The sequence below is a fragment of the Geofilum sp. OHC36d9 genome, assembly GCF_052400685.1.
GTDB lineage: Bacteria > Bacteroidota > Bacteroidia > Bacteroidales > Marinilabiliaceae > CAZHHH01.
In genome coordinates this window covers 647,730-671,514 of sequence record NZ_JBQTGJ010000001.1, presented here as the reverse complement: position 1 = coordinate 671,514, position 23,785 = coordinate 647,730, and the positions used below count along the sequence as shown (strand labels likewise).

The following is a 23,785-nucleotide window of genomic DNA, read 5'->3' as shown; positions in this document are numbered from 1 at the left end:
TAAGATAAAAAACAAAAATTATGAAAATAAAATATTTCATTTTAGCGCTATTGACTTTTGTTCTAGGGAGTTGCTCGGAATCTTTTCTGGAACTGGAAAACCCCAACAAAGTCACCAACGAAAATTTCTGGCAAACCGAAGATGACCTTTATTCAGCAGTTGCAACCATTTATAACTCGTTAATCGATGATTACACGGGACATTATGGAACAATCAACTGGGAACTTAAAGCCGGCAGAACCGAAAATTTCACAATAAGAAATGATGTCAGAGACCGCTACGAAATTTCGACGTTCCTAAACACCTTTAGCAACGGGAGCTCTTCCGATCTGTACAAAGGTTGCTATGAAGGTATATTCAGAGCCAATCAGGTAATACAAAAAGGGCCTGAAATGGAAATTGACGAAAATGTCAAAAATCAGCTTATCGCAGAAGCCAGATTCCTCAGGGGACTCAATTATATGATTTTAGCGATTGACTTTGGATCAGTACCTATAACAACAGCATTAGCAGCAACCTCTGATGATTATTATCAATCAAAATCGACCATTGAGGCCGTTTGGGAACAATGTATCAGCGACTTCGACGCCGCATTAAAAGTTCTACCAACGCAATATGATGCAAATCAAAAGGGACGTGCTACCAAAGGAACGGTACTGGCTTATATGGGACGTGCCTATTTATACCAAGGACTTTGGGAAAATGCAGAGACCACGCTGGAATTAATTGTCGGCAACGAAACACAATACGGTTATGCATTACAACCCGTGTATGCGGAGCTTTTTGACGGCAAACATGAAAATGGCGTAGAGAGCGTTTTTGAACTCCAATTCAGCTTATTGGGAGGCACCGACATCTGGACTGATAATCCGGCCAGCAAATCAAGAAGTACATTTATTGCGCAGGAATGTGCCCCTGGTGAAGTGGGTGGATGGTTTGAGCTTTATCCGACAAAAGCCCTTTTAAACGCATTTTTACAGGAATCAACAGTTGATGGAGGAATAGATCCCAGGGCTACAGCGACTCTGGCATGGGATTACCCGGAATGTGTTTACTATCAAAGAATATTCAACACCACATGGGGCCCAGATGAAATCTGGCTAAAGAAAAATCAAAACTGGTGGAACGAAAACGAAGGTGATTGGAAATCGGAACTTAATGAGTACGGCATGCGCTATGCAGATGTCTTATTAATGCTAGCCGAAGCCTATACCATGAGAGATAAGGTAAAAGATGCCGCTCCTTTAGTCCATCGCATACGTGAAAGGGCTCAACTTACCAACAAATTAACAGAGATGGAAAGCTATAACCGTGAACAAATGATGACAGAAATACGGCATCAGCGCAACCTGGAATTTGCCCGTGAAGGACTGCACTTTTACGATCTGCGACGATGGGATTTGTTGGAAGAAACGCTTGATGAAAGTCAAGTGGTTGGCTATCAAAATTTCGCTCCAAAACACAAATATTATCCTATACCGGAAAATGAACTTGATAATAACCCCAATATGAAACAAAATTCACCCTGGTAGTAAGATGTGAAATAAAAGGAGCTATTACAGATTCTGTAGTAGCTCCTTTTTTTGTATCTTTCAAGAGTGCAATTGAAATGTTACAACCATTTACTGATAACAAAAGCTACAATCATGAAACCCATTCCAACAGTTACACTCCTGCTACTATTCTTAAGTTTCTCCGCACATTCGCAACAATCATTGTGGGAGGGCGCTGAAATAAAATCGCCCGAAATACATGCCAACCAAACAGTAACATTCAGGCTATATGCGCCACAGGCAAGTCAGGTAAAACTCTCCGGCGACTGGATGCCTTCGGAAGGCTGGATTCCGGGCTCAGTTTTGATGACAAAGAAAGAAACTGGCATTTGGGAGTTTACGACACAACCTTTAGAATCGAACCTTTACGGGTATACCTTCTACGTAGATGGATTACGAATGAATGATCCGTCAAACGTATACCTGATACGGGACGTAGCATCACAAACCAACGTCTTTCTAATAGAGGGTGGACAAGGCGATTACTACAAAATACAGGATGTCCCGCACGGTACGGTAACACGTCGTTGGTATCCGTCTCCCACGTTGGGTTCAACGCGCCGAATGACAATCTACACACCACCGGGCTATGAAAACAACAAAAAGAAATACCCGGTATTATATCTGTTGCATGGCATGGGTGGTGATGAAGAAGCCTGGATCGCTCTGGGACGTGCCGCTCAAATCATGGATAATCTGATTGCTCAAGGTAAGGTGCAGCCAATGCTGATTGTGATGCCCAATGGCAATGTGTCGCAAACAGCGGCGCCGGGGGAGTCAAGTCAAGGCTTCGTTCAGCCAACCATGAAACTGCCAAAAACCATGGAAGGCTCCTTCGAAATATCTTTCAAAGATATTCTGCAGTTTGTTGACGACAACTACCGAACAGTTCCAAAAAAAACGCATCGCGCCATCGCCGGTCTCTCAATGGGTGGCTTTCACGCATTACATATATCACGATTCTATCCTAGCACCTTCAACTATATTGGGCTATTCTCTCCGGCCATCTTACCCGATGTAAATGCCACATCGCAAGTGTACAGCAATTGGCAGGAAACTCTTAACAACCAAAAAAATAATGGCTACGAGCTTTACTGGATAGGCATTGGCAAATCAGACTTTCTGTATGAACCCGTCACCAATTACCGGAAAATACTGGATGATAAAAACATGCCTTACACCTATCGCGAAAGTGAAGGCGGGCACACCTGGAATAACTGGCGTATCTACCTGACTGAATTTGCTAAACTTTTATTCGTCAACAAATAAAATAACAAAACTGTAGCAGTCTACTATTTAACACAAAATTCAAAAAACACTCTAATTACAACTTAAAGGACGACCGGTAAAAACGAGAAATAAACTAAACACTGATTACCAGTTTTTTATACAAAAGGTATAATCTTATTACTATTAAACGTAACAAAAATAAAAATTAAGAGTATTTAACACTTAAATAAAGAGCATCACTCCCTTTAATTAACTAAAATGTATTAACCTAATTTTTTAACCAATTAAAATTATCACATGAAAACTTTGAAAAGACTTTCGTTTTTACTTTTATCTGCTTTATTTTTAACCCCTTTCGCAGCATGTAGTGACGATGATGACAATGACTCGGCCATAAGCACAGATCCTATTGAACTTATAGGCGGAGATAACCGAATCGCCGAGATTCATGAATCAGAAATTTACAACGGGGATAGTTATGATGGAGATATTACCTACATCACCTACAACGACGACAATCGGGTTATTAAAACCGTGACCGGATCAGAAACAGAAACATTCACCTATAATAGTGCCGGCCAGTTAACCGGCTATGACTACACTGATGAGGATTATCCGGATGACGACTCCTCCGTTGAAATAAGCTGGAGTGGTAGCACAGCAACAGTAGAAGGAACCGAGGACGGGATGGCTTATGAATCTAAGTTCATCTTTAACAGTGCGATGCAACTCAAAAAAGTTGAAGATTATTACACTTTTGAAGGACAGTCCATCCTATTTGAATATTCTGACTACACTTGGTCAGACAATAACCTGACAAAAGTTGTTAGCTATACCTATAGCAATGACTTCGATCTGGTTTCAACTCCAAAAAGCAAAGCATCACTTTTAAAACCAGCCATCAAAATTAATCCCGATCAATTGCTGCTTAAATCAAGTGACGAAATGTCTGTTTATTATGAAGAGGCCTATGTTTATGACAGCAAATCAAATCCACTTAGAGTATATCCAGTCGCCCCCTTCTTAGATCCGGCTCTGTTTTCAGCAAATAACATTACCAAAATGACTGAAACCTGGATTTATGATGGAGAAGAAGAATCTGATGTATCTGAATATACATACACCTACAACGAAGACGATATGCCTGAAACACAAACTGCTTCAGACCAGGGCTATGGTTCATATGTAAATACTTACATTTACGAATCTTTTGAGTAATCTAAACCTCAACACAACAAATAAAAAGAGGAACTCATAAAGAGTTCCTCTTTTTTTACCTTCATATTTACCCCAAATTAAGAAATGAAAACTTAAAAAAACAGGCAAAACGCTTTCCGTCAGTAAAAAAATATTATTCAAACAAACACGAAACATTTTGTCTTATCAACGGTTAAATTGCATATATTTTGAAGTTAAAAAAGATAAGATTTATATTTGATTTCCGAAATATGTAAATTATTAAATATATAATAAAAGTCACATAATATGAGACAGCGCATCGCTCTATTTTTGCTGATGTTCATAGCATCAGTTACCACACAGGCACAAGTACTTCAGCCTGTAAAATGGAACTTCTCAATAAAATCAACTGGCGAAAACACCGTTGAAGTAATTGCAGAGGCGACAATAGACAACCCCTGGCACCTATACTCAACCACAATTCCGGAAGGTGGTCCAATAGCCACATCCATCAATTTTGAGCCGTCTGAAGCTTATACCATCACGGGTGAATTGAAGCAAAGTAAAGACCCCAAAATGGTATTTGACGAAGCCTTCCAAATGGAGCTGGGTTACTTTTCCGATAAAGTGACATTTACCCGTGATATAGAAATAACGGGCAACGGTCCCATCACAATAAGTGGTTACGTAGAATTTATGGCTTGTGACGATGAACGTTGCCTGCCCCCCGACACCATAGAGTTTCAACTTGAAGTTCCTAAAGACGCAGGCAATACGGCCGGTGCTGACTATTGGGGAATATTCTTACTGGCTTTGCTGGGAGGGCTCACCGCCCTACTCACGCCCTGCGTTTTCCCGATGATTCCGCTCACCGTCAGCTTCTTTCTGCGTAATGCAGATAACAAGGCCAAAGCCCTTCGCGATGGATTTTTCTACGGATTAACCATTATTGTAGCCTACGTATTTCTGGGATTACTTATCTCAGCCATATTTGGAGCAGGAGCTTTAAACCAGCTGGCTACCAGTCCCGTTTTCAACCTTATTTTCTTCGGCATATTAATATTCTTTGCCGCATCATTTTTTGGAGCGTACGAACTCACCATGCCGGCAAAATGGTCCAACAAACTCGACAGTAAAGCCGATCAGGCCGGTGGTTTGTTAGGTGTAGTACTTATGGGACTTACCTTTGTTTTGGTATCATTTTCGTGCACCGGCCCCATTGTTGGAACCTTATTGGTTGAAGCAGCCACTGGTGGAGATCTGTTTTCTCCGGCCATTGGGATGCTAGGATTCGGCATTGCATTAGCCATTCCATTTACCCTATTTGCCATTTTCCCAACGGCCATGAAATCACTCCCAAAATCTGGAGGATGGATGAATGCCGTTAAAGTCGTATTAGGCTTCGTCGTATTGGCGTTCTCTCTTAAATTTCTTTCCATTGCCGACTCGGTAGGCCAATGGGGAATCCTTGACCGCGAAGTCTTTTTGGTACTGTGGATTGCCATCTTCTTGCTAATGGGATTGTATTTAATCGGTAAAATTAAATTTTCGCACGACAGTGACTTGCCATTTCTAAGCGTTCCTCGTTTATTCATAGCCATTGGCACCTTTGCATTTGTGATGTATCTGATTCCCGGCTTATGGGGAGCCCCACTAAAAGCCATAGGCGCATTTCTGCCATCGACAGAAACGCAAGACTTTGACCTAAGCAAACAAAAAGTTATATCAACAAATACCGTCAGTAATACCTCTGATTACAAAGGATCAAGTATTAAAGAAGGCGTATATGGTCTCATGAAATACACTGATTATGAGGAAGGACTTCAAGCTGCCAAAGAAGCCAATAAACCAGTTTTTCTTGACTTTACAGGCCTCGGTTGCGCAAACTGCAAAACCATGGAAAACAACGTGTGGTCCGACAGCCGTGTACAATCGATACTAGCCAACGATTATATCCTCATCGCTTTATATGTCGACGACAGAACCAAACTGCCGGTTAACGAACAATATGTATCGGAAGAAACAGGTCGAAAAATCAGAACAATAGGTAATAAATGGAGTGATTTTCAAATTAGTAAATACGGCAATAACAGCCAACCATTCTACGTGCTGCTAAACCACAACGAAACGCCTCTGACAGCAACAAGAAGCTTCAACACAGATGTGGAAGCCTATATAAAATGGCTTGAAGAAGGGGTTACAAATTTCAATAAATAAGAAACGAGAAACCATTATGAAACTCCGGTTGTTAACTTACTGACAACCGGTTTTTTAATACCATAAACTACACGAATGCAGCCCGAAGTAATAATCGTACTTTTTGATGGCTATTGTGTATTATGCAGCCATTTTGCGCAACGACTGATAAAATGCCTCGGCAACAAGGTCAGACTGATACCTATGCAGTCGCCCGAAGGCCAAAAAGAATTGTTGCATTACCACTTAAGTCAGGCCCCAAACGAAGTGGTGATAATTAAAAATAAAAAAGCAATAATGGGTGTAGAGGCAGTAACAGAATTGATGAAAATGTCAAAAGGAATCTGTCAACTAGCTGGTAGAATTATCCAGCTGCTACCAGTTTCATTTTCGCAACGGATTTATCGGTTGGTAGCACGTCACCGTTACCGACTATTTGGACACAGAAGCAGATGCTACCTGCCGCCCAAAAACTAAACCTCATCCTCCCAATCGATCTTACCGGCCTGATCGTCTTTATAAAACTTCGACAACAAAGCCAGGAATCGACCAAACACGGTCAAAGCCTGCTGGGTTTCATTCGTCACCTGTTGCCCTTTTAACTTCAAAAGGAAAGAACTATAAATGGCCATTAACATCAATTCAATATCATTTTCGGGCCGTGGCTGCGTCTTCAATTCAAGCTCCTTTATCAACGGTACTACAGCATTAAATTGCATCTGATAGGACAAATATTTAGGTGATGCCAGCAACTGATGATGCAAGGTATTCATTTCATTAACAGTATTCACCAGTATTTGCAGATGGCCCTTTTCCTCTTTATGCTCCAGCCGCATCATCTCCACCAGATTATCCCACCAGTCAATTACAGACAATTGAACCTCAGGCGCCAAATCTTTATACTGAGGAATTATAGTAACTCTGATACGATTCATATCGCAATGATTGGCACGTATCAAATCTTCAACCTGCCACATATATATAATGTACTCGGCAATATTTTCACGTTTCTTTTTCTGGGCTGCTAACATATTGTTGTTTTAATCATCATCATTTAAATCATCTGTTCCATCCAGAAAAAAGCCCTCCAAATCGCGTCGGTCTTTTTTAGTGGGTCGTCCCAATCCTCTTTGCCGATTCATCGAATTGGCTATTTGTGTCAACTTTAAAATTTCCAGATCATCGGCCGGTGTAACGTCACGAATAAAATCAGACGTCAACTTAGCACCCATTCTCTTTTCAGCAACACGAAGCACCTCATATTTCTTCAAAATAGGAGGTTCTTTAACAGCAATCACATCGCCAGCCTTAACGGTTCGGGACGATTTCACAGTAACATTATCCATCAACACCCGCCCTTTTTTACAGGCCTCGGTGGCTAAACTGCGTGTTTTAAAGAGCCTAACCGCCCACAAAAACTTATCGATTCGAACTGATTCCGCGGTCGTCATAACCATTTACTTATTATTGAACTGATTCATTGTACGTGCAACACCAATAGTCCCAAAGCTCCGAATAATATCAGCAGCGAGCTCCCATCTTTCGGGCAACTCATTTCGCTCATTGGTATCCCACTTTCCCAGCACGTAATCCACCTGATGGCCCTTTCGGAAATTATCACCTATCCCAAAACGCAACCGCGCATATTGGTTATGTCCCAATGTTTCCTGAATACTCTTCAAGCCATTATGACCAGCATCACTGCCTTTGGGTTTCACGCGCAATTTTCCGAATGGCAAAGCCAAATCATCGACAACCACCAACAAATTTTCAACCGGAATTTTTTCCTGCTTTAACCAATAATTAACCGCCTTACCACTCAAATTAACATACGTTGAAGGCTTAAGGAGAACAAACATACGCCCTTTATACTTATAATAAGCGACCGATCCGTATCGACCATCCTCAAATTTTAATCCTTCCTGACCAGCCAAATGATCCAAAATATCAAATCCAATATTATGGCGGGAATTTTCGTATTCGGAGCCTACATTACCTAATCCTGTAATCAAATATTTCATATCAGACGAAAAAGCCTCCTGCTCATCAACGCCTCGACGGAACAGGTTAAAAATTTTCTGAAACATATTAACTCTTTATAAACCAGCAAAATTAGCACAAAAAGAATATAAATACCACCTAAAAAAAATCATATATGCACAAAAACCCCCATACGGTAAATATGGAGGTTTTCATATAAGATAGTATAATTATCCCTTTTGCTGTGCGGCACGAGCAGCACGCGTCAATTTAACTGATACAACCACTGAATTCTTAGCATTAAGTAACTCAATATTAGGATATTCAAGTTCACCAACCTGCATTCCTTTGCTAAGTCCCAAATGAGAAATATCAATGTGTAAATTTTCAGGTAGATCCTTAGCCAAACCTTTAACACGAAGTTTACGTTGCTCCAAAGTCAGCTTACCACCAGCTTTTACACCTTCGGCCAAACCGGTAAGTTTAACGGGCAATTCAACAACAATAGGTTTGTCATCAAACACATGAAGAAAATCAGCATGTATAACCTCGTCGCTAACGGGGTGATACTGAACATCTTTTATAATTGCATCGTAAACAGTTCCCTCAACATTTAATTTCACAATGTAAACGACGGGCGTAAAAAGCAATTTGTTAAAGTCTTTAGCGGCAGCATAAAAATGAACCACATCATTACCCCCATATAATACACAAGGAACATTACCGGCGGCCCGTAGTTCTTTCGTGGCGACTTTCCCCACATTTTCGCGTTTAAACGCTTTAATTTCAATTGTTTGCATGTTAAAATAATTAGTTTGTGCTACTCAAAATTAAGCTTCGGATGATGATCAACCTTAATTTTCCCATCACACGATTCCCTCCTAAGGGGCTGCAAAGATATAAAAATTACATAATAAATTGCGTGCTTATAGACTGATAATTATAGACTCTGGCCAGGGTGTCAGAAAACATGGATGCCACGCTCAGAACCTTAATTTTGGACGACTTCTTTTTTAAAGGGATTGAGTCGGTCACATACAGTTCGGTCAGTTGTGAATTCTCGATCCGCTCATAGGCCGGCCCGGACAAAACAGCATGTGTAGCAAAAGCTCTTACACTTATAGCACCTTGCTCCATCATCATATCAGCAGCCTTTGATACGGTACCTGCCGTATCAATCATATCATCCAGAATAACCACATTTTTACCAGCCACATCACCAATAATACGCATTTCATCCACAACATTGGCTTTAGACCGGTGCTTATGACAAATAACCATTGGCGCATTCAAAAATTTAGAATACGAATTAGCCCGTTTAGTGCCACCCACGTCGGGCGAAGCAATCACGAGATTCTCCAATTTAAGCTGTTTAATATGGGGCATAAAAATGCTGGAGGCGTAGAGATGATCAACGGGGATATTAAAAAAGCCCTGAATTTGATCGGCATGCAAATCCATCGTAATAATACGATCGACCCCGGCGGTACTGAGCACGTCAGCCACCAGTTTGGCTCCGATTGAGACCCTGGGCTGATCCTTCCTGTCCTGACGGGCAAAACCAAAGTAAGGCATCACGGCCACAACTTTATAGGCCGAAGCGCGCTTGGCCGCATCGATCATCATCAATAACTCGAAAAGATTGTCGGATGGCGGAAAGGTTGACTGAATAAGAAACACATGGGCGCCTCTCACAGTTTCTTCAAATGCGGTAGCGAACTCACCGTCGCTAAACCTTATCAGGTTCACATTACCTAATTCCTGACCGGAGCATGCGCTGATTTTTTCGGCCAAATAACGAGTTTGAGATCCCGAAAAAATCTTAATAGGTGCTTTGGGTGGCATCAATTTGCTGTTTTTCAGATTGTTTAAAATTGAAACTAAATATCGCAAAGTTAAGAAAAAACACTTTCCTTAACCGTAAAATGATTACAGATTTATAAATGGCTATTCGGTATTCCAGGTTAGATTCAGCGTTCCGATGTAATTTAATAACTCATCCCTGCCACTCGCTTTCTCAGCCGACGTGATAAACATTCCTGGAATCGCCTCCCATTCTTCAAGCAATCGAAGTTTGTAATTTTCTATTGCATTGGTAATTGCCTGGGGTCTTAATTTATCTGCTTTGGTAAAAACAATGGCAAAAGGCAATTGCCCCTCTCCCATTTTACGCATAAAAGCCAAATCAATCTCCTGCGGCGGGATGCGTATATCAATCAATACAAAAAGACACATTAAATTTTCACGACCAGCCAAATAAGCCATCGTCAAAGCGTTAAACGACTCACGATTCGATTTTGAAGTACGTGCATAACCATAACCAGGAAGGTCGACTAAATACCATTCCTCATTGATCAAAAAATGATTTAATAATTGAGTTTTTCCAGGGGTTGATGAAACTTTCGCCAGCTTCCGGTAACGGCAAAGCATGTTTATAAGAGAAGACTTCCCGACATTGGAACGACCAATAAATGCATACTCTGGTTTATCAGGGGGTGGACATTTAGCGGCATCCTGACTGCTCGTTATAAAACGCGCTTCCTTAATCACCATTTTTTTTTTACAAAAGTAATCAAACATGGCGAAAATGTCGAATAACACCACCTTTATATTCCCACATCACTTATTAATATAACCCCAAAACCCAATTAAATGAAGTAAACACAACCCCATTCAGAGCCTCTCCATAAAGTCTGAAATGTGAACTAAAAAATACAAATACACTCCTTTCGCTAGTTGGGAAATCGAGTATAAAATTATAAACGAACCTATTGAGAACTCTAGAACAGATTCTTTTAACTGACACGATTTACCGCAATGATTTCCGGTAATAGATGTCATTAAAACCATTCCCGGGACCAAGCCCAAGTCGCTTAAGAATAGTATAAGTTAATGGTTCATGGTTCTTTGGCAACAACAATTTTCGGTCGGAAGCAAACAATAAAAACTTACCATCAGGCGTAAAGGAAGGATAGTGCTCCGACTCACTGGTATTAACTTCAGGCCCGGCATTAACGGCCTCCCCCCAGGTTCCGTCGGTCAGCCGCGAACAATAATAAAGATCGGAAGCGCCCATTCCTCCGGCACGATTGGATGCAAACACCAGGAATTGTCCATCCAAAGATATTAGAGGTGTATAGTCGGCCCACTCACTATTTACACTGCGGGGCAAAACATGCGGCAATTGCCAGCCATCACTGTCTGACTGTGCCATCCATATATTCGTAGCCAAAAAATCATAAGTTATCAAACTTGAATTATCATCAACAGAATAAAACAGGTCGCCCCGGCTACTGACCGTTGGAGAACGTTCATTTCGACTGGTATTATGACTATAAAATATTGGCTCCTGCCAGACGCCATCGACTCGGTCAATAAACCAAATATTCCAATCCGAAGCGTGTCCATCAGTCCCCACAGGACGTGTTGAGGCAAAAAACATCCGACGGCCGTCTTCTGTAATAAAAGGATCAGCATCCTGATACAAACCGGAAAAAGAGACAACCTCAGGATATCGCCAAAAACCGTCCTCGTAACGTATACGCAAAATGACCGTATAGTCAGCTTTATGTCGAACCGTAAAATAAAACTCGCTAAAATCGGGACTAAAAACACCTCCCATTTCGTCCAGCCCGGAAGAAACCAGGCCCGCTGCAAAGATCTGATTAACAGCCGGCGGAACTTCGGGCAGAAAAAAACTGGCCGGAGCACTGTCATACCGCTTCTGAGACCGCAACAAAAGGGCACAACCCATCAACAAAATGGATAAAATAATTGTTCTTAAAACAACCTGCATTTGATTCGTCATTAAAAAATCTAAATAGTCCTAGGCCCCGTTATACTATAATAAACGAATACAGTTTCATTATCCTGAAAACAAAAAAAAGATAAACAGATGCCCCTTAAAGTATTTTTCATATTTTCAACTTTTAAAGTGAACTAAAACCAATGACATCAAAACTTAAGTTTAAATACGATCTTGTAGGGACAGGAAAAGCCAAAGGACTATTTGTAATAGAAGATACCACACTCAGCTTTAATACAATAAATGTATGCGACCCGTTGGGTGATTTATTACAAGCCATGGTCTCTATAATCCAGGAGCCCAGCCACCTCTGGGACGAAGAAAACAGCGCAGTTGTAGAATGGTATTGTGATGAATTTATTCTGGTACTTGACCTTTCGTCTCCGGATGGCAATACCATTCATCTCAATCTGACGCAAACAGCGGTACCATTTGGAGAAGAAATGCCGCTGCGTAAAATCAGCGGCGATTTCGAACTTAAAGATTTTTATCTAACGATTATCAGTGAACTCGACAGACTTATTAAACAAAAGGGTTTACTTAATTATGTCCAACTATGGCAAAAAAATGAATTTCCGCTGACCTATTTCTTAATACTGAAAAAATATCTCATCAATTGGAAAATATGGAAACCAGATGTCATTGACAACGATATTCTGGAAAGTGAATTTATGATGATACTTACATAGAGAGTCAGCAGGGAAACGTCTTTTGGTTACTCGCAGGTTAGAATTGGTCACTTACGGCAGTAAACGTGCACTTTCCGAACTACGGAACAAACAATGTTTTCAAACTGAGATACCCGATTACGTGAAAATTTCGACATACAAGAAACGCCACAATATAAAAAAAGCCTCTGAATAGTTGCCAAAACAGCAGCGTTACCGGGACGCTTCTACTTTAAACAAACCAAAAAATCAGAGGCTTTCATTCTCTAACTGCGATATTAAACCGCAGTCAGAGAATAACAATCAAACGACAAACAACCTGATAATCTGTAATTATTCTACTGTAAATATTACAGTATCTACTGTAGATCCATAAGTAATACAAACCGAATATTCACCTGCGGCCAAAGAACTAATATCAATAAGACACTCGTTGGTGGTATCAAATGAGAAATAGTCATCTATCAACACGCTTCCGGAAGAATTTACCACCTCAATCCCTGCTTCTCCAACATAACTAGCAGAAAAAACACTGAGAAAAGACTCATAAACATCAACGACAAAAGTGGCTGAACTTAACGTTTTTAGAATTCGACCGGGATTGGGAGATTCAATCTTATCCGTTTCTCGATCCGGATTAGATGCACCCAGAGAAAAAGGAATACTTAAAAGCAAAACCATGATATAAATAAACGTCCCCTTCATAATAGTAATATTTAAATATTTATAGATCTGCGAAGTACGCAACTTTACGAACAAAAAACAATCAAAAAAAGGACGATCCAAAAAACTTAATGCCATTCAAGCACCGCACACACTGATTATAAGTAAATTATAAAATAGAACTTAATGCCTAATAACGAGTAGGCAACCGTTATAAAGTCTCCAAAAGAGATTCAATTTCCGGATTTTTATCCGCAATAGAAGCAAGTTTACGTCTGACCGCTGATTTCCGAACTCTTAGGTTGTTCGTTGAAATATTTAGAAGTGAAACAATTTGAGCCGAAGGAACCTGTAACAAACACAAAAACAACACAGCCTTTTCGGCATTAGTTAAAAAATCTGCACTTGGTAGCTTTATGTAGTTAATAAACAAGCTATCATTAATGGTCTGCAGAAGCGAACTGGAGAACTCCCGGTTAAGTATCGAAAGTTCATTAGTTATATCTTCAAATATACTGCGCTCATCCTTGATAAATCTCTGCGCAAACTTCTCCATAAACGCCTGAACCCCTGTATGTTTTTGAGCTAACAATTGATATATAACTAATAAATGCTGATTCTGTTGAATTTTTTCCTGTTGATGAATGAGTGCCTGATCAGATGTTTTTCGGAGAAGCCGCTCATTTTCGAGCGCCAGCCTATTCCGATAAAGGCGTTGCCGATAATAATAAACCCAAAACAAGAGATTTAACAGAATAAAAACACTAAAAACGATTGTCAACTGAAAGCGTTGCTTTTGCTTTAAGGATTCAACTGTAGCTCGCGTTAAATCATATTTCTTCTCCAATTCAAGAATGCGCTTTTCCTTTTCCTTATCCAAATTATCGGATAACCAACGATACGCCTCCCGATAATTCATTGCTGCATCTTTAAATAGCCCTTTATCCAGAGACAGATCTGCCAAATTCTTGAAATAAGTATAATTCCTCATTTGAAAAGAAGAATCGGTAATTGCCTGCACCGATTTTTTTGCATATATCAAAGCTGAGTCTTCTACATTATTTTGTTTGTAGATCTTAGATATGGTATGATAAAGACTTGACAGCCACATTTTTCGCTGGGCTCCTACAGAATCAGACAAAACTTCCATCTTTAAATAAGAACGCAATGCTTTATCGTTTTGATCGGTATTCGCATAATAAGCACCCCACGAATTCACTAAATCGTAAACCAAATATTTTGGCAAATGACCAATAGTATCCAGTCTTAAAAGGATCTGCTGTGCTGCTTCAAAATCCTTACCGTCTGAATAAAATTGAGCTAAAGCGATAGAACTGGCAAAAAAACCATCCATGTACCCACTGGATTGCGCCATACCCCTAGCCTTTTGATAATAGTATACTGTAAGTTCATACTGGGAGTTATCTTCATTAATCCTTCCCAAATAAAAATAGACCTTAACGACTAATTCTGGCCGCACGATATTCGGATGTTCAATAATTAAATTTTCAACTTCCTTAAGCATATCATACACCAGTGAGTCAGATTCCCCCATTTGAAACCGCACCATAGCCTTATAATAAAGCGCGCGAATATAATTTTCAGTTATAGGTATCCGACTATAGTAATCAACGACGCTATTAATAACAGAATCATTATCAAAACTATAAAATAATTTATCGGATGCAATAACATAAAGCAAATTGTAATAAGACTGATTTTGAGGGTCCAGATCCGTAAGATCAACCTCGTTAAGTAATTCCATAGCTTTTGACGGACTCTCTTCCATAAGACTATCAGCCAAGGCCAACTGGGTATCAATTGTAGTCATATTACCAGTGGAACAAGAAATGAACCCCAGAATAAATAATGCAGATAAAAATAATAGTAGCTTTAACACGTCTTCCCTTGATATTAATTTGCTGCTAAAGTAATAAAAAATACAAACCTGACAGATTCGTTAATCTATCAGGTTTGATATCTATAACAGTCCCGAGGGAATACAGGATACTGCTATCAAGGAAGGGGTAAGGTGAGCTTGCTAACTACTATTACGAAAGACGTAAACAAACTTAGACTACATTTGATTACAAAGTAAAGGCGAAGCGACCTAAAATCCTACAGATTTACAACCGCCCGCAACATCTTAATGCCCACACACATATAAACACTTCATTTTTAAACAATTAAAAAAAATAATTTAATGCTTTGTCACGCCCTACTTTAACACGAAGAGATGCTTTTCAAACAAAAAAAAGACGAAACAACAACGACTTTGATATCTGCCGACATCAAAACTTCAAATAAATTTAAGACTTACCCTCAAAAACGGTCTGCCATTAAAAAGGAATACCGACTAGAAATAGCACTAGAAAAAAACTAATCGCAAAACAAAATCGAAAAAAGAACCCCACTTAGCCACTCGTTTTATCAAAATAAACCGATAATGATAATCAGACTATAGAAGATTCGCATCGGGACAAATGCAACCAGTAAAAAAACATTAATTGACATAGCTATAAAACAACAAACCTGACAGATTCGTTAATCTGTCAGGTTTGATATCTGTGGCAGCCCCCGAGGGAAAGCAGGATACTGCCTTTTAGGTAAGGGAAGGAGAGTTTGCTAACTACTATTACGAAAGACGTAAAACAAACTTGGACTACATTTGTATACAAAGTAAATGCGAAACGAGATAAAAACCTATACTTTTACGGAGGAGTGAAATATCTTAATGCCTTACATATAGTTAAATTACTAACTATCAACAAAATCCGAAAATTAAATTAATGTTCAGGAAGGTTCAACATCACAAAATATGACACTTTGAAAACCAAAAAATACCACAAAATCGCTCTTATGTGTCTCATGCTACTATCGGCTTGCGACCCTTTTAATACAAAACTCACAGATAAGGATGTCACCTATTATCAGGCATCGCAGCTTCAGACACCGGATAAAAAAGACACTTTAAATATAATGACCTGGAATCTGAAGTTTGGAGGAGGTCGCATTGACTTTTTTTTCGATTGCATCGGCAACCGCGTTATCATGGAAAAAGAGGAAGTAATCAATAACCTGAGTGGTATTGCCCATTTTATTGCACAAACAACCCCTGACATCCTCATGGTTCAGGAAATAGACACAGACAGTAAACGCACAGCTTTTGTTGATCAGGTACAATGGCTATTAGAAAACACACATTTTAATTATGCCGTATATGCACCCCAATGGAAGGCTTCGCACATCCCTTCAAACGGACTGGGTCGGATGAATTCAGGATTGGCTATTTTCAGTCAGCATCCACTGTCAAAGGCTCAAAGAATTGCCTTACCTCAAATTGAGGAACAAAATGCAATTGTCAGATATTTTTATCTGAAAAGATGCCTGCTCGATTGCGAAATAAACCTAAATGGTGAAACAATGCGCCTACTAACCACGCACTGCGAAGCCTATTCAAGTGATGGCACCAAGAAAAAACAATTGGATATTATCCTACAATATCTGCAACCTATTCAACAAACCTTTATTTTAGCAGGCGACTTTAACTCTCTGCCGCCCGGAACTCTGAAGACAAAAGGATTTCCGGATTCATTTTGCACCGATGGCGACTTTGAAGCCGACGATTACAGTCAAGAAATAAATTGGATGCAACCATTTTACGACAATTATTCATCGGCGGTATCAATCAACGATTATATAAAAAACAACGCCGCTTACTATACTCATACTGTGGATGGCCGTGGCTTCTGGAATCGTAAACTGGACTACCTCTTCAGCAATCAACATTTTATTCCACATTCGGATGTTACCTGGCAAAATAAAGACAATGGAGGTATTAAAACAATGTCATTGTCAGATCATTGTCCGCTATCTGTAAAAATAAATACAATTCCAGTTTCAAAATAAAAGCCAACCTGATGCAGGTTGGCTTTTACGAAAACAAATCAAACTTTACACTGAATATTATATTCCTCCAAAAACGTCCAGAACCAAAAGCTATCATTACAATTGATAACACAGGAATTGGACGTCAGAAATAAACTCTATTTGTACTCATCCCAGCTTTTAATAGAGATGTCGTCCATTCCCATTCGACAAAATGCATTAATAAAAGCACTGGCCAAACGGGCATTTGTGATAAGCGGAATATTAAAATCGATACTTCCACGACGAATCTGGTAGCCATTTTTTAACTCACCCTTCGTTAAATTCTTAGGAATATTAACGACCAGATCCAACTTTTTCTCGTGAATAAACTCCATCGTATTAGGGTGTTGATCCGGCTCATCGGGCCAATGTAACAAAATACTTTCGACGCCGTTTTCATGGAAAAACTTATGCGTACCGGCGGTGGAATAAAGATTGTATCCATTTTCCACCAACATACGGGCACTGGACAGTAACTCTATCTTGTCGCGCAAAGGACCTGATGAAATCAAAATATTTTTTTCAGGGATCCGATATCCTACCGAAAGCATGGATTGCAAAACCGCATCATGAATATTATCCCCAATACAGCCAACCTCACCAGTCGAGGCCATATCGACACCCAAAACAGGATCGGCCTTCTGCAATCGCGCAAATGAAAACTGCGGCGCTTTTATCCCCACATAATCTAACTCAAACAAACTCTTACCCGGCTTCTCCACAGGAATATTCAGCATCACACGGGTCGCTATATCAATCAAATTAACCTTCAACACCTTCGACACAAACGGGAAACTTCGCGAAGCCCGAAGATTACACTCTATCACCTTTATATCATTATCCTTCGCTAACAGCTGCATATTAAACGGACCGCTAATATTCAGTGCCGCAGCAATTTTGCGTGAAATGCGCTTTACGCGACGTATGGTCTCCACATATAACTTCTGCGGCGGAAACACAATGGTGGCATCACCCGAATGAACGCCTGCAAACTCAATGTGCTCAGAGATGGCATAAACAATAACTTCTCCATCCTTAGCCACTGCATCCAATTCAATTTCTTTGGCCTGCTCAATAAACTCAGAAACAACCACAGGATATTGCTTCGACACATTAGCCGCCAGCTCGAGAAAATGCTGCAACTCCTCGCGGTTACTGACCACATTCATGGCAGCCCCCGACAACACATATGACGGTCGCACCAAAACAGGGAAACCCACTACGTCCACAAATGAAAAAATATCATCAACAGAAGTCAGTTCGCTCCAGCGAGGTTGATCAATATTCAACTCATCAAGCAACGAAGAGAATTTTTGACGATTCTCAGCACGATCAATATCTTCAGGCGAAGTACCCATAATTGGCACCTTTTGCTTATATAAACGCATCGCCAAATTATTCGGAATCTGTCCTCCCACTGAAATCACCACACCTTTGGGAGCTTCCAAATCAACAATATCCAAAACCCGTTCAAGCGTCAGCTCGTCAAAAAACAAACGGCTACATACATCATAATCGGTACTAACCGTTTCGGGATTGTAGTTAATCATCACCGAACGAAAACCCTGCTCATTAACCGTTTCAACGGCGTTAACGCTGCACCAGTCAAACTCCACACTACTTCCAATACGATATGCGCCGGAACCCAAAACGATAACCGAGAGACCATCTTTTTCAAATTCCACATCCGAAAACTTACCATTATAAGTAAGATACAAATAGTTGATCTGCGCCGGAAACTCGCCCGCCATGGTATCTATTTGTTTTACCACTGGCAGAATATTCAAACTTTTGCGGTATTCACGTACCTTCAGCAATCCTTCTTCCATTTTTGCCGAAGGCGTTTTTAATACCACCCGGGCTATCTGAAAATCGGAAAAACCCATTTTTTTGGCGTCAAGCAACAAATCTTCGGGCATACCCTCCAGCGAAGAATAGTTTGACATGCTGCTTTTCAAATCGGAAATATTTTTCAATTTTTCCAGGAACCATTTATCAATACGGGTCAATTCGTGAATCTCTTCAACACCCATACCTTGTTCCATCGCTTCGGCAATTGCAAAAATCCGCTGATCGGTAGGTTCTGATAACTCTGTCCTGACGTCCTTAATTTTGAGCGGCTGGTTGCCGACAAAACCATGCATTCCCTGACCCACCATTCGAAGTCCCTTTTGAATAACTTCTTCAAAAGAACGACCAATAGCCATTATTTCACCAACACTCTTCATGCTGGATCCGATTTGTTTGGAAACACCGGTAAATTTATTCAAATCCCAACGGGGAATCTTACATACAATATAATCCAGCGCCGGTTCAAAAAAGGCTGATGTAACTTTGGTAACCGAATTTTTAAGCTCATGCAACCCATAACCAAGCCCTAATTTAGCCGCCACAAAAGCCAACGGATACCCCGTTGCTTTGGAAGCCAGCGCACTGGAACGCGACAAACGCGCATTGACTTCAATAACCCGATAATCTTCTGAATTAGGATCGAGGGCATACTGCACGTTACATTCGCCCACAACGCCAATGTGTCTGACTATTTTAATGGCCAGTTCACGTAATTTATGATATTCCGAATTGGTTAACGTCTGCGATGGTGCCACAACAATACTTTCACCGGTATGGATTCCCAAAGGATCAAAATTTTCCATATTACAAACGGTGATGCAATTATTATAGGCATCGCGCACCACTTCATATTCCACTTCTTTCCAACCCTTCAACGACTCCTCCACCAAAATCTGATTGGAATATGAAAAAGCATTTTCGGCACGTGTTTGCAGCTCCTCTGCATTATTGCAAAAACCACTTCCCATACCACCCAAGGTATAAGCTGCCCGCACAATAATAGGATACCCGATTCCTTCAGCAGCTTTTAAAGCTTCCTTAATAGAGGTAACAGCAACACTCTTGGGCGTTTTCACGTCAATCTCACCCAACTTACCGGCAAAAATTTCCCGGTCTTCAGTATCTATAATTGACTGAACAGGTGTTCCCAACACCCGCACGTTATACTTTTCAAGAGTTCCCTGCTCGTATAACCTGACCCCGCAGTTAAGTGCGGTCTGTCCGCCAAAAGCAAGGAGAAGTCCATCGGGCTTCTCCTTTTTAAATATCTGTTCAACAAAATAAGGGGTAACGGGCAAAAAATAAATTTTGTCGGCCAGCTTATCGGATGTCTGCACGGTTGCAATATTCGGGTTAATAAGAACCGTGTAAACACCTTCCTCTTTCAGCGCTTTGATGGCCTGCGATCCGGAATAATCAAATTCGCCGGCTTCACCAATTTTTAACGCGCCTGAACCCAGAATGACCACCTTATTTACTGCTTTCTTCATCGATAGAGTCGTATTAATTAGGATTACAATCACTTACATTATCGGGTTACAAAGTTACATCATATTGGAACAATTCCATACATCTGAAATCACATTTTTGCATATTTTATGAATAAATCACTTCAACTCATTAACACAGACTAATTTGCCTTGCTAATCAATGAAAATTAGATTTTATTACCACAAAAAAAGTTTCTTTATTCAATCAAAAAAATCACTTTTTCCTTTTTAGGATGATAAATAATGAATAATTTTACACTTTCAATGAATATTTATTCACAGAAAGGAAATAGCTCCGGTTTTTGATAAACGAGCTCTCCTATCAAATTAACGAACAAAAAAAATCTTCACAAATGAAGATAAAAACACATCGCATAAATACAATCGTCAACCTAATTGAAAACAACAAGGTTGGCAGCCAGGAAGAGTTATTGGCTTTACTGGAAAAAAAAGGCTTTAAAACCACGCAAGCAACACTGTCGCGCGACTTAAAGGCCTTAAAGGTAGCCAAACAGCCCGACCACGAAGGCAGCTATATTTATATATTGCCGGAGTCACCTCCAGGCACGACTGAAACCGAACGCTTTCATGAAGAATTTCCGTTAAGCGGCTTTCTGTCGGTAGATTTTTCGGGTAACATGATGGTTATAAAAACCCGGCCGGGGTTTGCCAACGGACTGGCATCTGTGATCGATAGCCACAGCCCGTTCGAAATATTAGGCACCATTGCCGGCGACGATACCATTCTTTTAATATGCAGAGAAGGCGTTAGCCGGACACAAATAACAGACGCGCTGTCGCTGTTTATTCCTGGTATTAAAAATAAAATATCAGGATCAGAATTATAAAAAAATAAAATCAGGTTTATATTCAATATTAAATGGACAACGAAATTACCATTCAGATAGCTTCAGATAAACATCTGAATTATGTGGATACCATCCTTCAAACCATTGCTGACGCAGCAAAGGTAAGGGGTACCGGTATTGCAAAACGGAACCCCGAATATGTAAATCTAAAAATCACCGAAGGCAAAGCCATCATTGCGCTGTCAGGCAAAGAATTTGCCGGTTTTTGTTACATTGAATCATGGGGGCACGAAAAATTTGTCGCAAACTCCGGTTTAATTGTTGTGGACAAATTCAGAGGCCATGGTTTGGCCCGTGACATTAAACGTAAAGCTTTTGAGCTTTCGCGCAAACGCTATCCCAACGCCAAAATTTTCGGTCTAACCACAGGGCTCGCAGTGATGAAAATTAATTCCGAATTAGGCTATAAGCCGGTTACCTTTTCAGAGCTAACCGACGACGAGCAATTCTGGAAAGGCTGTCAAAGCTGTATCAACTACGATATTTTGCTGCGTACCAATCGCAAACATTGCTTATGTACAGGCATGTTATACGATCCGAACAAGACGAATAAAGATACAGACACGCATATTCCACAAAAGAAACTAAAAGTTTACGAGCGATGGTTAGGTTTCAAAAAATTCGTTTTTCTGAAAGGTCCAAAAAAAACCAATCACAAAAACCTATTGCAAAGGGTTTTGGCCCTATTCCTGTAATCGGCAAAAAAAATATCGTACAATAAATTCCAATAAACCGGAATCCCAAACACATAATAATATGAAACGAGCCATAAATTTTTTTCCCACACAAGTGTTATTAATCCCGGCGAGTTCCATGTGACCTTAAAAACAAATTATAATCATATGAAACGAACATGAATTTTAGCATTCTAAAATACACACAGGAGAATGATTAAAATTCATCGAGAGTTCCATATGACCATTGAAAGATAAATTTAAACATATGAAACGAACCATGAGTGTAATCTCTCACACAGAAGTATGATTATCCCGGCGAGTTCCATATGGCAACTGAAAAACAAATTATAATCATATGAAACGAGCCATGAGTGTAATCTCTCACACAGGTGGATGATTACCCGGCGAGTTCCATATGGCCTTAAAAAAATAAATTATAATCATATGAAAGAAAAAGTTATAGTAGCCTTTAGCGGTGGTCTGGATACCTCTTACTGCGTAAAATTTCTGGCCAAAGAAAAAAACCTTGAAGTTTATTCAGCCATAGCCAATACAGGCGGATTCTCTGAAACAGAGCTGAAAGAAATTGAAAAAAACGCCTACGCCCTGGGCGTTACCAAACACATCACACTCGATGTTACCGACACCTACTATAATAAATGCATTCGTTATATGGTGTATGGCAATATGCTAAAAAACAACACCTATCCCCTTTCAGTATCGTCTGAGCGAATTTTTCAGGCCATAGCCATTGTTAACTATGCCCGCGAAACAGGAGCTCAATACATCGCACACGGCAGCACCGGGGCAGGTAACGACCAGGTACGGTTCGACCTCACATTTCAAATTTTGGCACCCGACATTAAAATACTCACACCTATTAGAGATGCAGTATTAAGCCGCGAAACAGAAATTAACTACCTCAAAAAAGAAGGCGTTGTTCGCGACTGGAAAAAAATGGAGTATTCAATCAACAAAGGTTTGTGGGGAACCAGTATTGGTGGAAAAGAAACCTTAACCTCCAATCAATGTCTGCCCGATGAGGCCTATCCAAGTCAACCAACAAAAACCGGCTCTGAACAACTGGAACTGGAATTTAAAAAAGGCGAACTAGCTGCTGTAAACGGAAAAACATTTACCAATAAAGTTGATGCCATAAGAGAAATTGAACGAATCGGTGAAGCGTATGCCATAGGTCGGGACACGCACATAGGCGACACAATTATCGGCATCAAAGGACGCGTCGGTTTTGAGGCCGCTGCACCACTGCTTATCATCAAAGCACACCATCTGTTGGAAAAGCACACCTTAACAAAATGGCAGATGTATTGGAAAGAACAACTTTCAAACTGGTATGGCATGCTTTTACACGAAGCCATGTACCTGGAACCAGTAATGCGCGACATTGAAGCATTTCTCGAAAACTCACAAAACAATGTAACAGGAAAAGTTTTCATCAAACTTATGCCATTCCACTTCCAGATGCAAGGCATTGAATCAAATCACGACCTGATGAAGAACGATTTTGGAGAATACGGCGAAGAAAACAAAGCATGGAATGGCGAAGATGTAAAAGGTTTCACGACCATTTCATCAAACTACCTCAAAATTTTCAACAACGTCAACAAAGGACAATTAGATATTTAGTGCCTGTCCATCAGGTCAGATATTTGAGCTGAAAAGTTCATATTAAA

General features: G+C 40.2%; 20 protein-coding genes. 10 read left to right on the top strand and 10 right to left on the bottom strand.

Going from position 1 to position 23,785, the window contains the following annotated elements:
- The first annotated feature begins 20 nt into the window (after positions 1-20).
- The 5 genes from ACT3CD_RS02455 (at position 21) to ACT3CD_RS02435 (ending at position 6,635) form a co-directional block, all read left to right on the top strand.
- The gene (locus ACT3CD_RS02455; protein ID WP_444642600.1) at positions 21-1,532 is read left to right on the top strand and encodes a RagB/SusD family nutrient uptake outer membrane protein; all 1,512 of its coding nucleotides are present in this window, start codon (positions 21-23) and stop codon (positions 1,530-1,532) included.
- Between the two features lie 114 nt (positions 1,533-1,646).
- Positions 1,647-2,822 (top strand): esterase, encoded by a 1,176-nt coding sequence (locus tag ACT3CD_RS02450; protein ID WP_444642598.1) that lies wholly within the window; start codon positions 1,647-1,649, stop codon positions 2,820-2,822.
- 258 nt (positions 2,823-3,080) lie between these two features.
- Positions 3,081-4,001: a hypothetical protein gene (locus ACT3CD_RS02445; RefSeq protein WP_444642596.1), complete on the top strand. Its 921-nt coding sequence runs from the start codon at positions 3,081-3,083 to the stop codon at positions 3,999-4,001.
- Positions 4,002-4,268: 267 nt separating this feature from the next.
- Positions 4,269-6,179: a cytochrome c biogenesis protein CcdA gene (locus ACT3CD_RS02440; protein ID WP_444642594.1), complete on the top strand. Its 1,911-nt coding sequence runs from the start codon at positions 4,269-4,271 to the stop codon at positions 6,177-6,179.
- A 75-nt stretch (positions 6,180-6,254) separates the two neighbouring features.
- Entirely contained in the window at positions 6,255-6,635 is a 381-nt protein-coding gene (locus tag ACT3CD_RS02435) for a thiol-disulfide oxidoreductase DCC family protein (RefSeq protein WP_444642592.1), read from the top strand.
- On the opposite strand, the gene ACT3CD_RS02430 is transcribed toward ACT3CD_RS02435, so the two are convergent.
- The 7 genes from ACT3CD_RS02430 to ACT3CD_RS02400 form a co-directional block, all read right to left on the bottom strand.
- Positions 6,632-7,189, bottom strand: a complete 558-nt coding sequence (locus ACT3CD_RS02430; RefSeq protein ID WP_444642590.1) for a DUF4924 family protein — start codon at positions 7,187-7,189, stop codon at positions 6,632-6,634. The genes ACT3CD_RS02435 and ACT3CD_RS02430 overlap by 4 nt on opposite strands.
- A 9-nt stretch (positions 7,190-7,198) precedes the next feature.
- Positions 7,199-7,609 (bottom strand): RNA-binding S4 domain-containing protein, encoded by a 411-nt coding sequence (locus tag ACT3CD_RS02425; protein WP_444642589.1) that lies wholly within the window; start codon positions 7,607-7,609, stop codon positions 7,199-7,201.
- Positions 7,610-7,615: 6 nt separating this feature from the next.
- Complete coding sequence (gene pth, locus ACT3CD_RS02420) at positions 7,616-8,245, bottom strand: aminoacyl-tRNA hydrolase (RefSeq protein WP_444642587.1); 630 nt, start codon at positions 8,243-8,245, stop codon at positions 7,616-7,618.
- Between the two features lie 123 nt (positions 8,246-8,368).
- On the bottom strand, positions 8,369-8,938 hold the full coding sequence (locus ACT3CD_RS02415) for a 50S ribosomal protein L25/general stress protein Ctc (protein ID WP_444642585.1): 570 nt from the start codon (positions 8,936-8,938) through the stop codon (positions 8,369-8,371).
- 106 nt (positions 8,939-9,044) lie between these two features.
- The gene (locus tag ACT3CD_RS02410; protein ID WP_444642583.1) at positions 9,045-9,983 is read right to left on the bottom strand and encodes a ribose-phosphate pyrophosphokinase; all 939 of its coding nucleotides are present in this window, start codon (positions 9,981-9,983) and stop codon (positions 9,045-9,047) included.
- Positions 9,984-10,085: 102 nt separating this feature from the next.
- Positions 10,086-10,691: a ribosome biogenesis GTP-binding protein YihA/YsxC gene (yihA, locus tag ACT3CD_RS02405; protein ID WP_444642582.1), complete on the bottom strand. Its 606-nt coding sequence runs from the start codon at positions 10,689-10,691 to the stop codon at positions 10,086-10,088.
- A 256-nt stretch (positions 10,692-10,947) separates the two neighbouring features.
- Positions 10,948-11,934, bottom strand: a complete 987-nt coding sequence (locus ACT3CD_RS02400) for a TolB family protein (protein WP_444642580.1) — start codon at positions 11,932-11,934, stop codon at positions 10,948-10,950.
- Between the two features lie 152 nt (positions 11,935-12,086).
- Here ACT3CD_RS02400 and ACT3CD_RS02395 point away from each other — a divergent pair, with 152 nt between their 5' ends.
- Positions 12,087-12,632 carry a hypothetical protein gene (locus tag ACT3CD_RS02395; RefSeq protein WP_444642578.1) on the top strand — a complete coding sequence of 182 codons (546 nt, stop codon included), beginning with the start codon at positions 12,087-12,089 and terminating at the stop codon, positions 12,630-12,632.
- Positions 12,633-12,944: 312 nt separating this feature from the next.
- On the opposite strand, the gene ACT3CD_RS02390 is transcribed toward ACT3CD_RS02395, so the two are convergent.
- Both ACT3CD_RS02390 and ACT3CD_RS02385 read right to left on the bottom strand, forming a co-directional pair.
- On the bottom strand, positions 12,945-13,316 hold the full coding sequence (locus ACT3CD_RS02390; RefSeq protein ID WP_444642576.1) for a DUF3244 domain-containing protein: 372 nt from the start codon (positions 13,314-13,316) through the stop codon (positions 12,945-12,947).
- 169 nt (positions 13,317-13,485) lie between these two features.
- Positions 13,486-15,105, bottom strand: a complete 1,620-nt coding sequence (locus ACT3CD_RS02385) for a helix-turn-helix transcriptional regulator (RefSeq protein ID WP_444642574.1) — start codon at positions 15,103-15,105, stop codon at positions 13,486-13,488.
- A 995-nt stretch (positions 15,106-16,100) separates the two neighbouring features.
- Here ACT3CD_RS02385 and ACT3CD_RS02380 point away from each other — a divergent pair.
- Positions 16,101-17,183: an endonuclease/exonuclease/phosphatase family protein gene (locus tag ACT3CD_RS02380; protein ID WP_444642573.1), complete on the top strand. Its 1,083-nt coding sequence runs from the start codon at positions 16,101-16,103 to the stop codon at positions 17,181-17,183.
- 137 nt (positions 17,184-17,320) lie between these two features.
- Here the strand turns inward: ACT3CD_RS02380 and carB are convergent, their stop codons facing one another.
- Positions 17,321-20,545, bottom strand: a complete 3,225-nt coding sequence (gene carB, locus ACT3CD_RS02375; protein WP_444642571.1) for a carbamoyl-phosphate synthase (glutamine-hydrolyzing) large subunit — start codon at positions 20,543-20,545, stop codon at positions 17,321-17,323.
- Between the two features lie 353 nt (positions 20,546-20,898).
- Here carB and argR point away from each other — a divergent pair, with 353 nt between their 5' ends.
- From argR to ACT3CD_RS02360, 3 genes are all read left to right on the top strand, one after another.
- Entirely contained in the window at positions 20,899-21,393 is a 495-nt protein-coding gene (gene argR / locus ACT3CD_RS02370; protein ID WP_444642569.1) for an arginine repressor, read from the top strand.
- A 32-nt stretch (positions 21,394-21,425) separates the two neighbouring features.
- Positions 21,426-22,109: a GNAT family N-acetyltransferase gene (locus ACT3CD_RS02365; protein ID WP_444642567.1), complete on the top strand. Its 684-nt coding sequence runs from the start codon at positions 21,426-21,428 to the stop codon at positions 22,107-22,109.
- Positions 22,110-22,535: 426 nt separating this feature from the next.
- Positions 22,536-23,738, top strand: coding sequence for an argininosuccinate synthase (locus ACT3CD_RS02360; RefSeq protein ID WP_444642565.1), 1,203 nt, complete (start codon positions 22,536-22,538; stop codon positions 23,736-23,738).
- Positions 23,739-23,785: the final 47 nt, after the last annotated feature.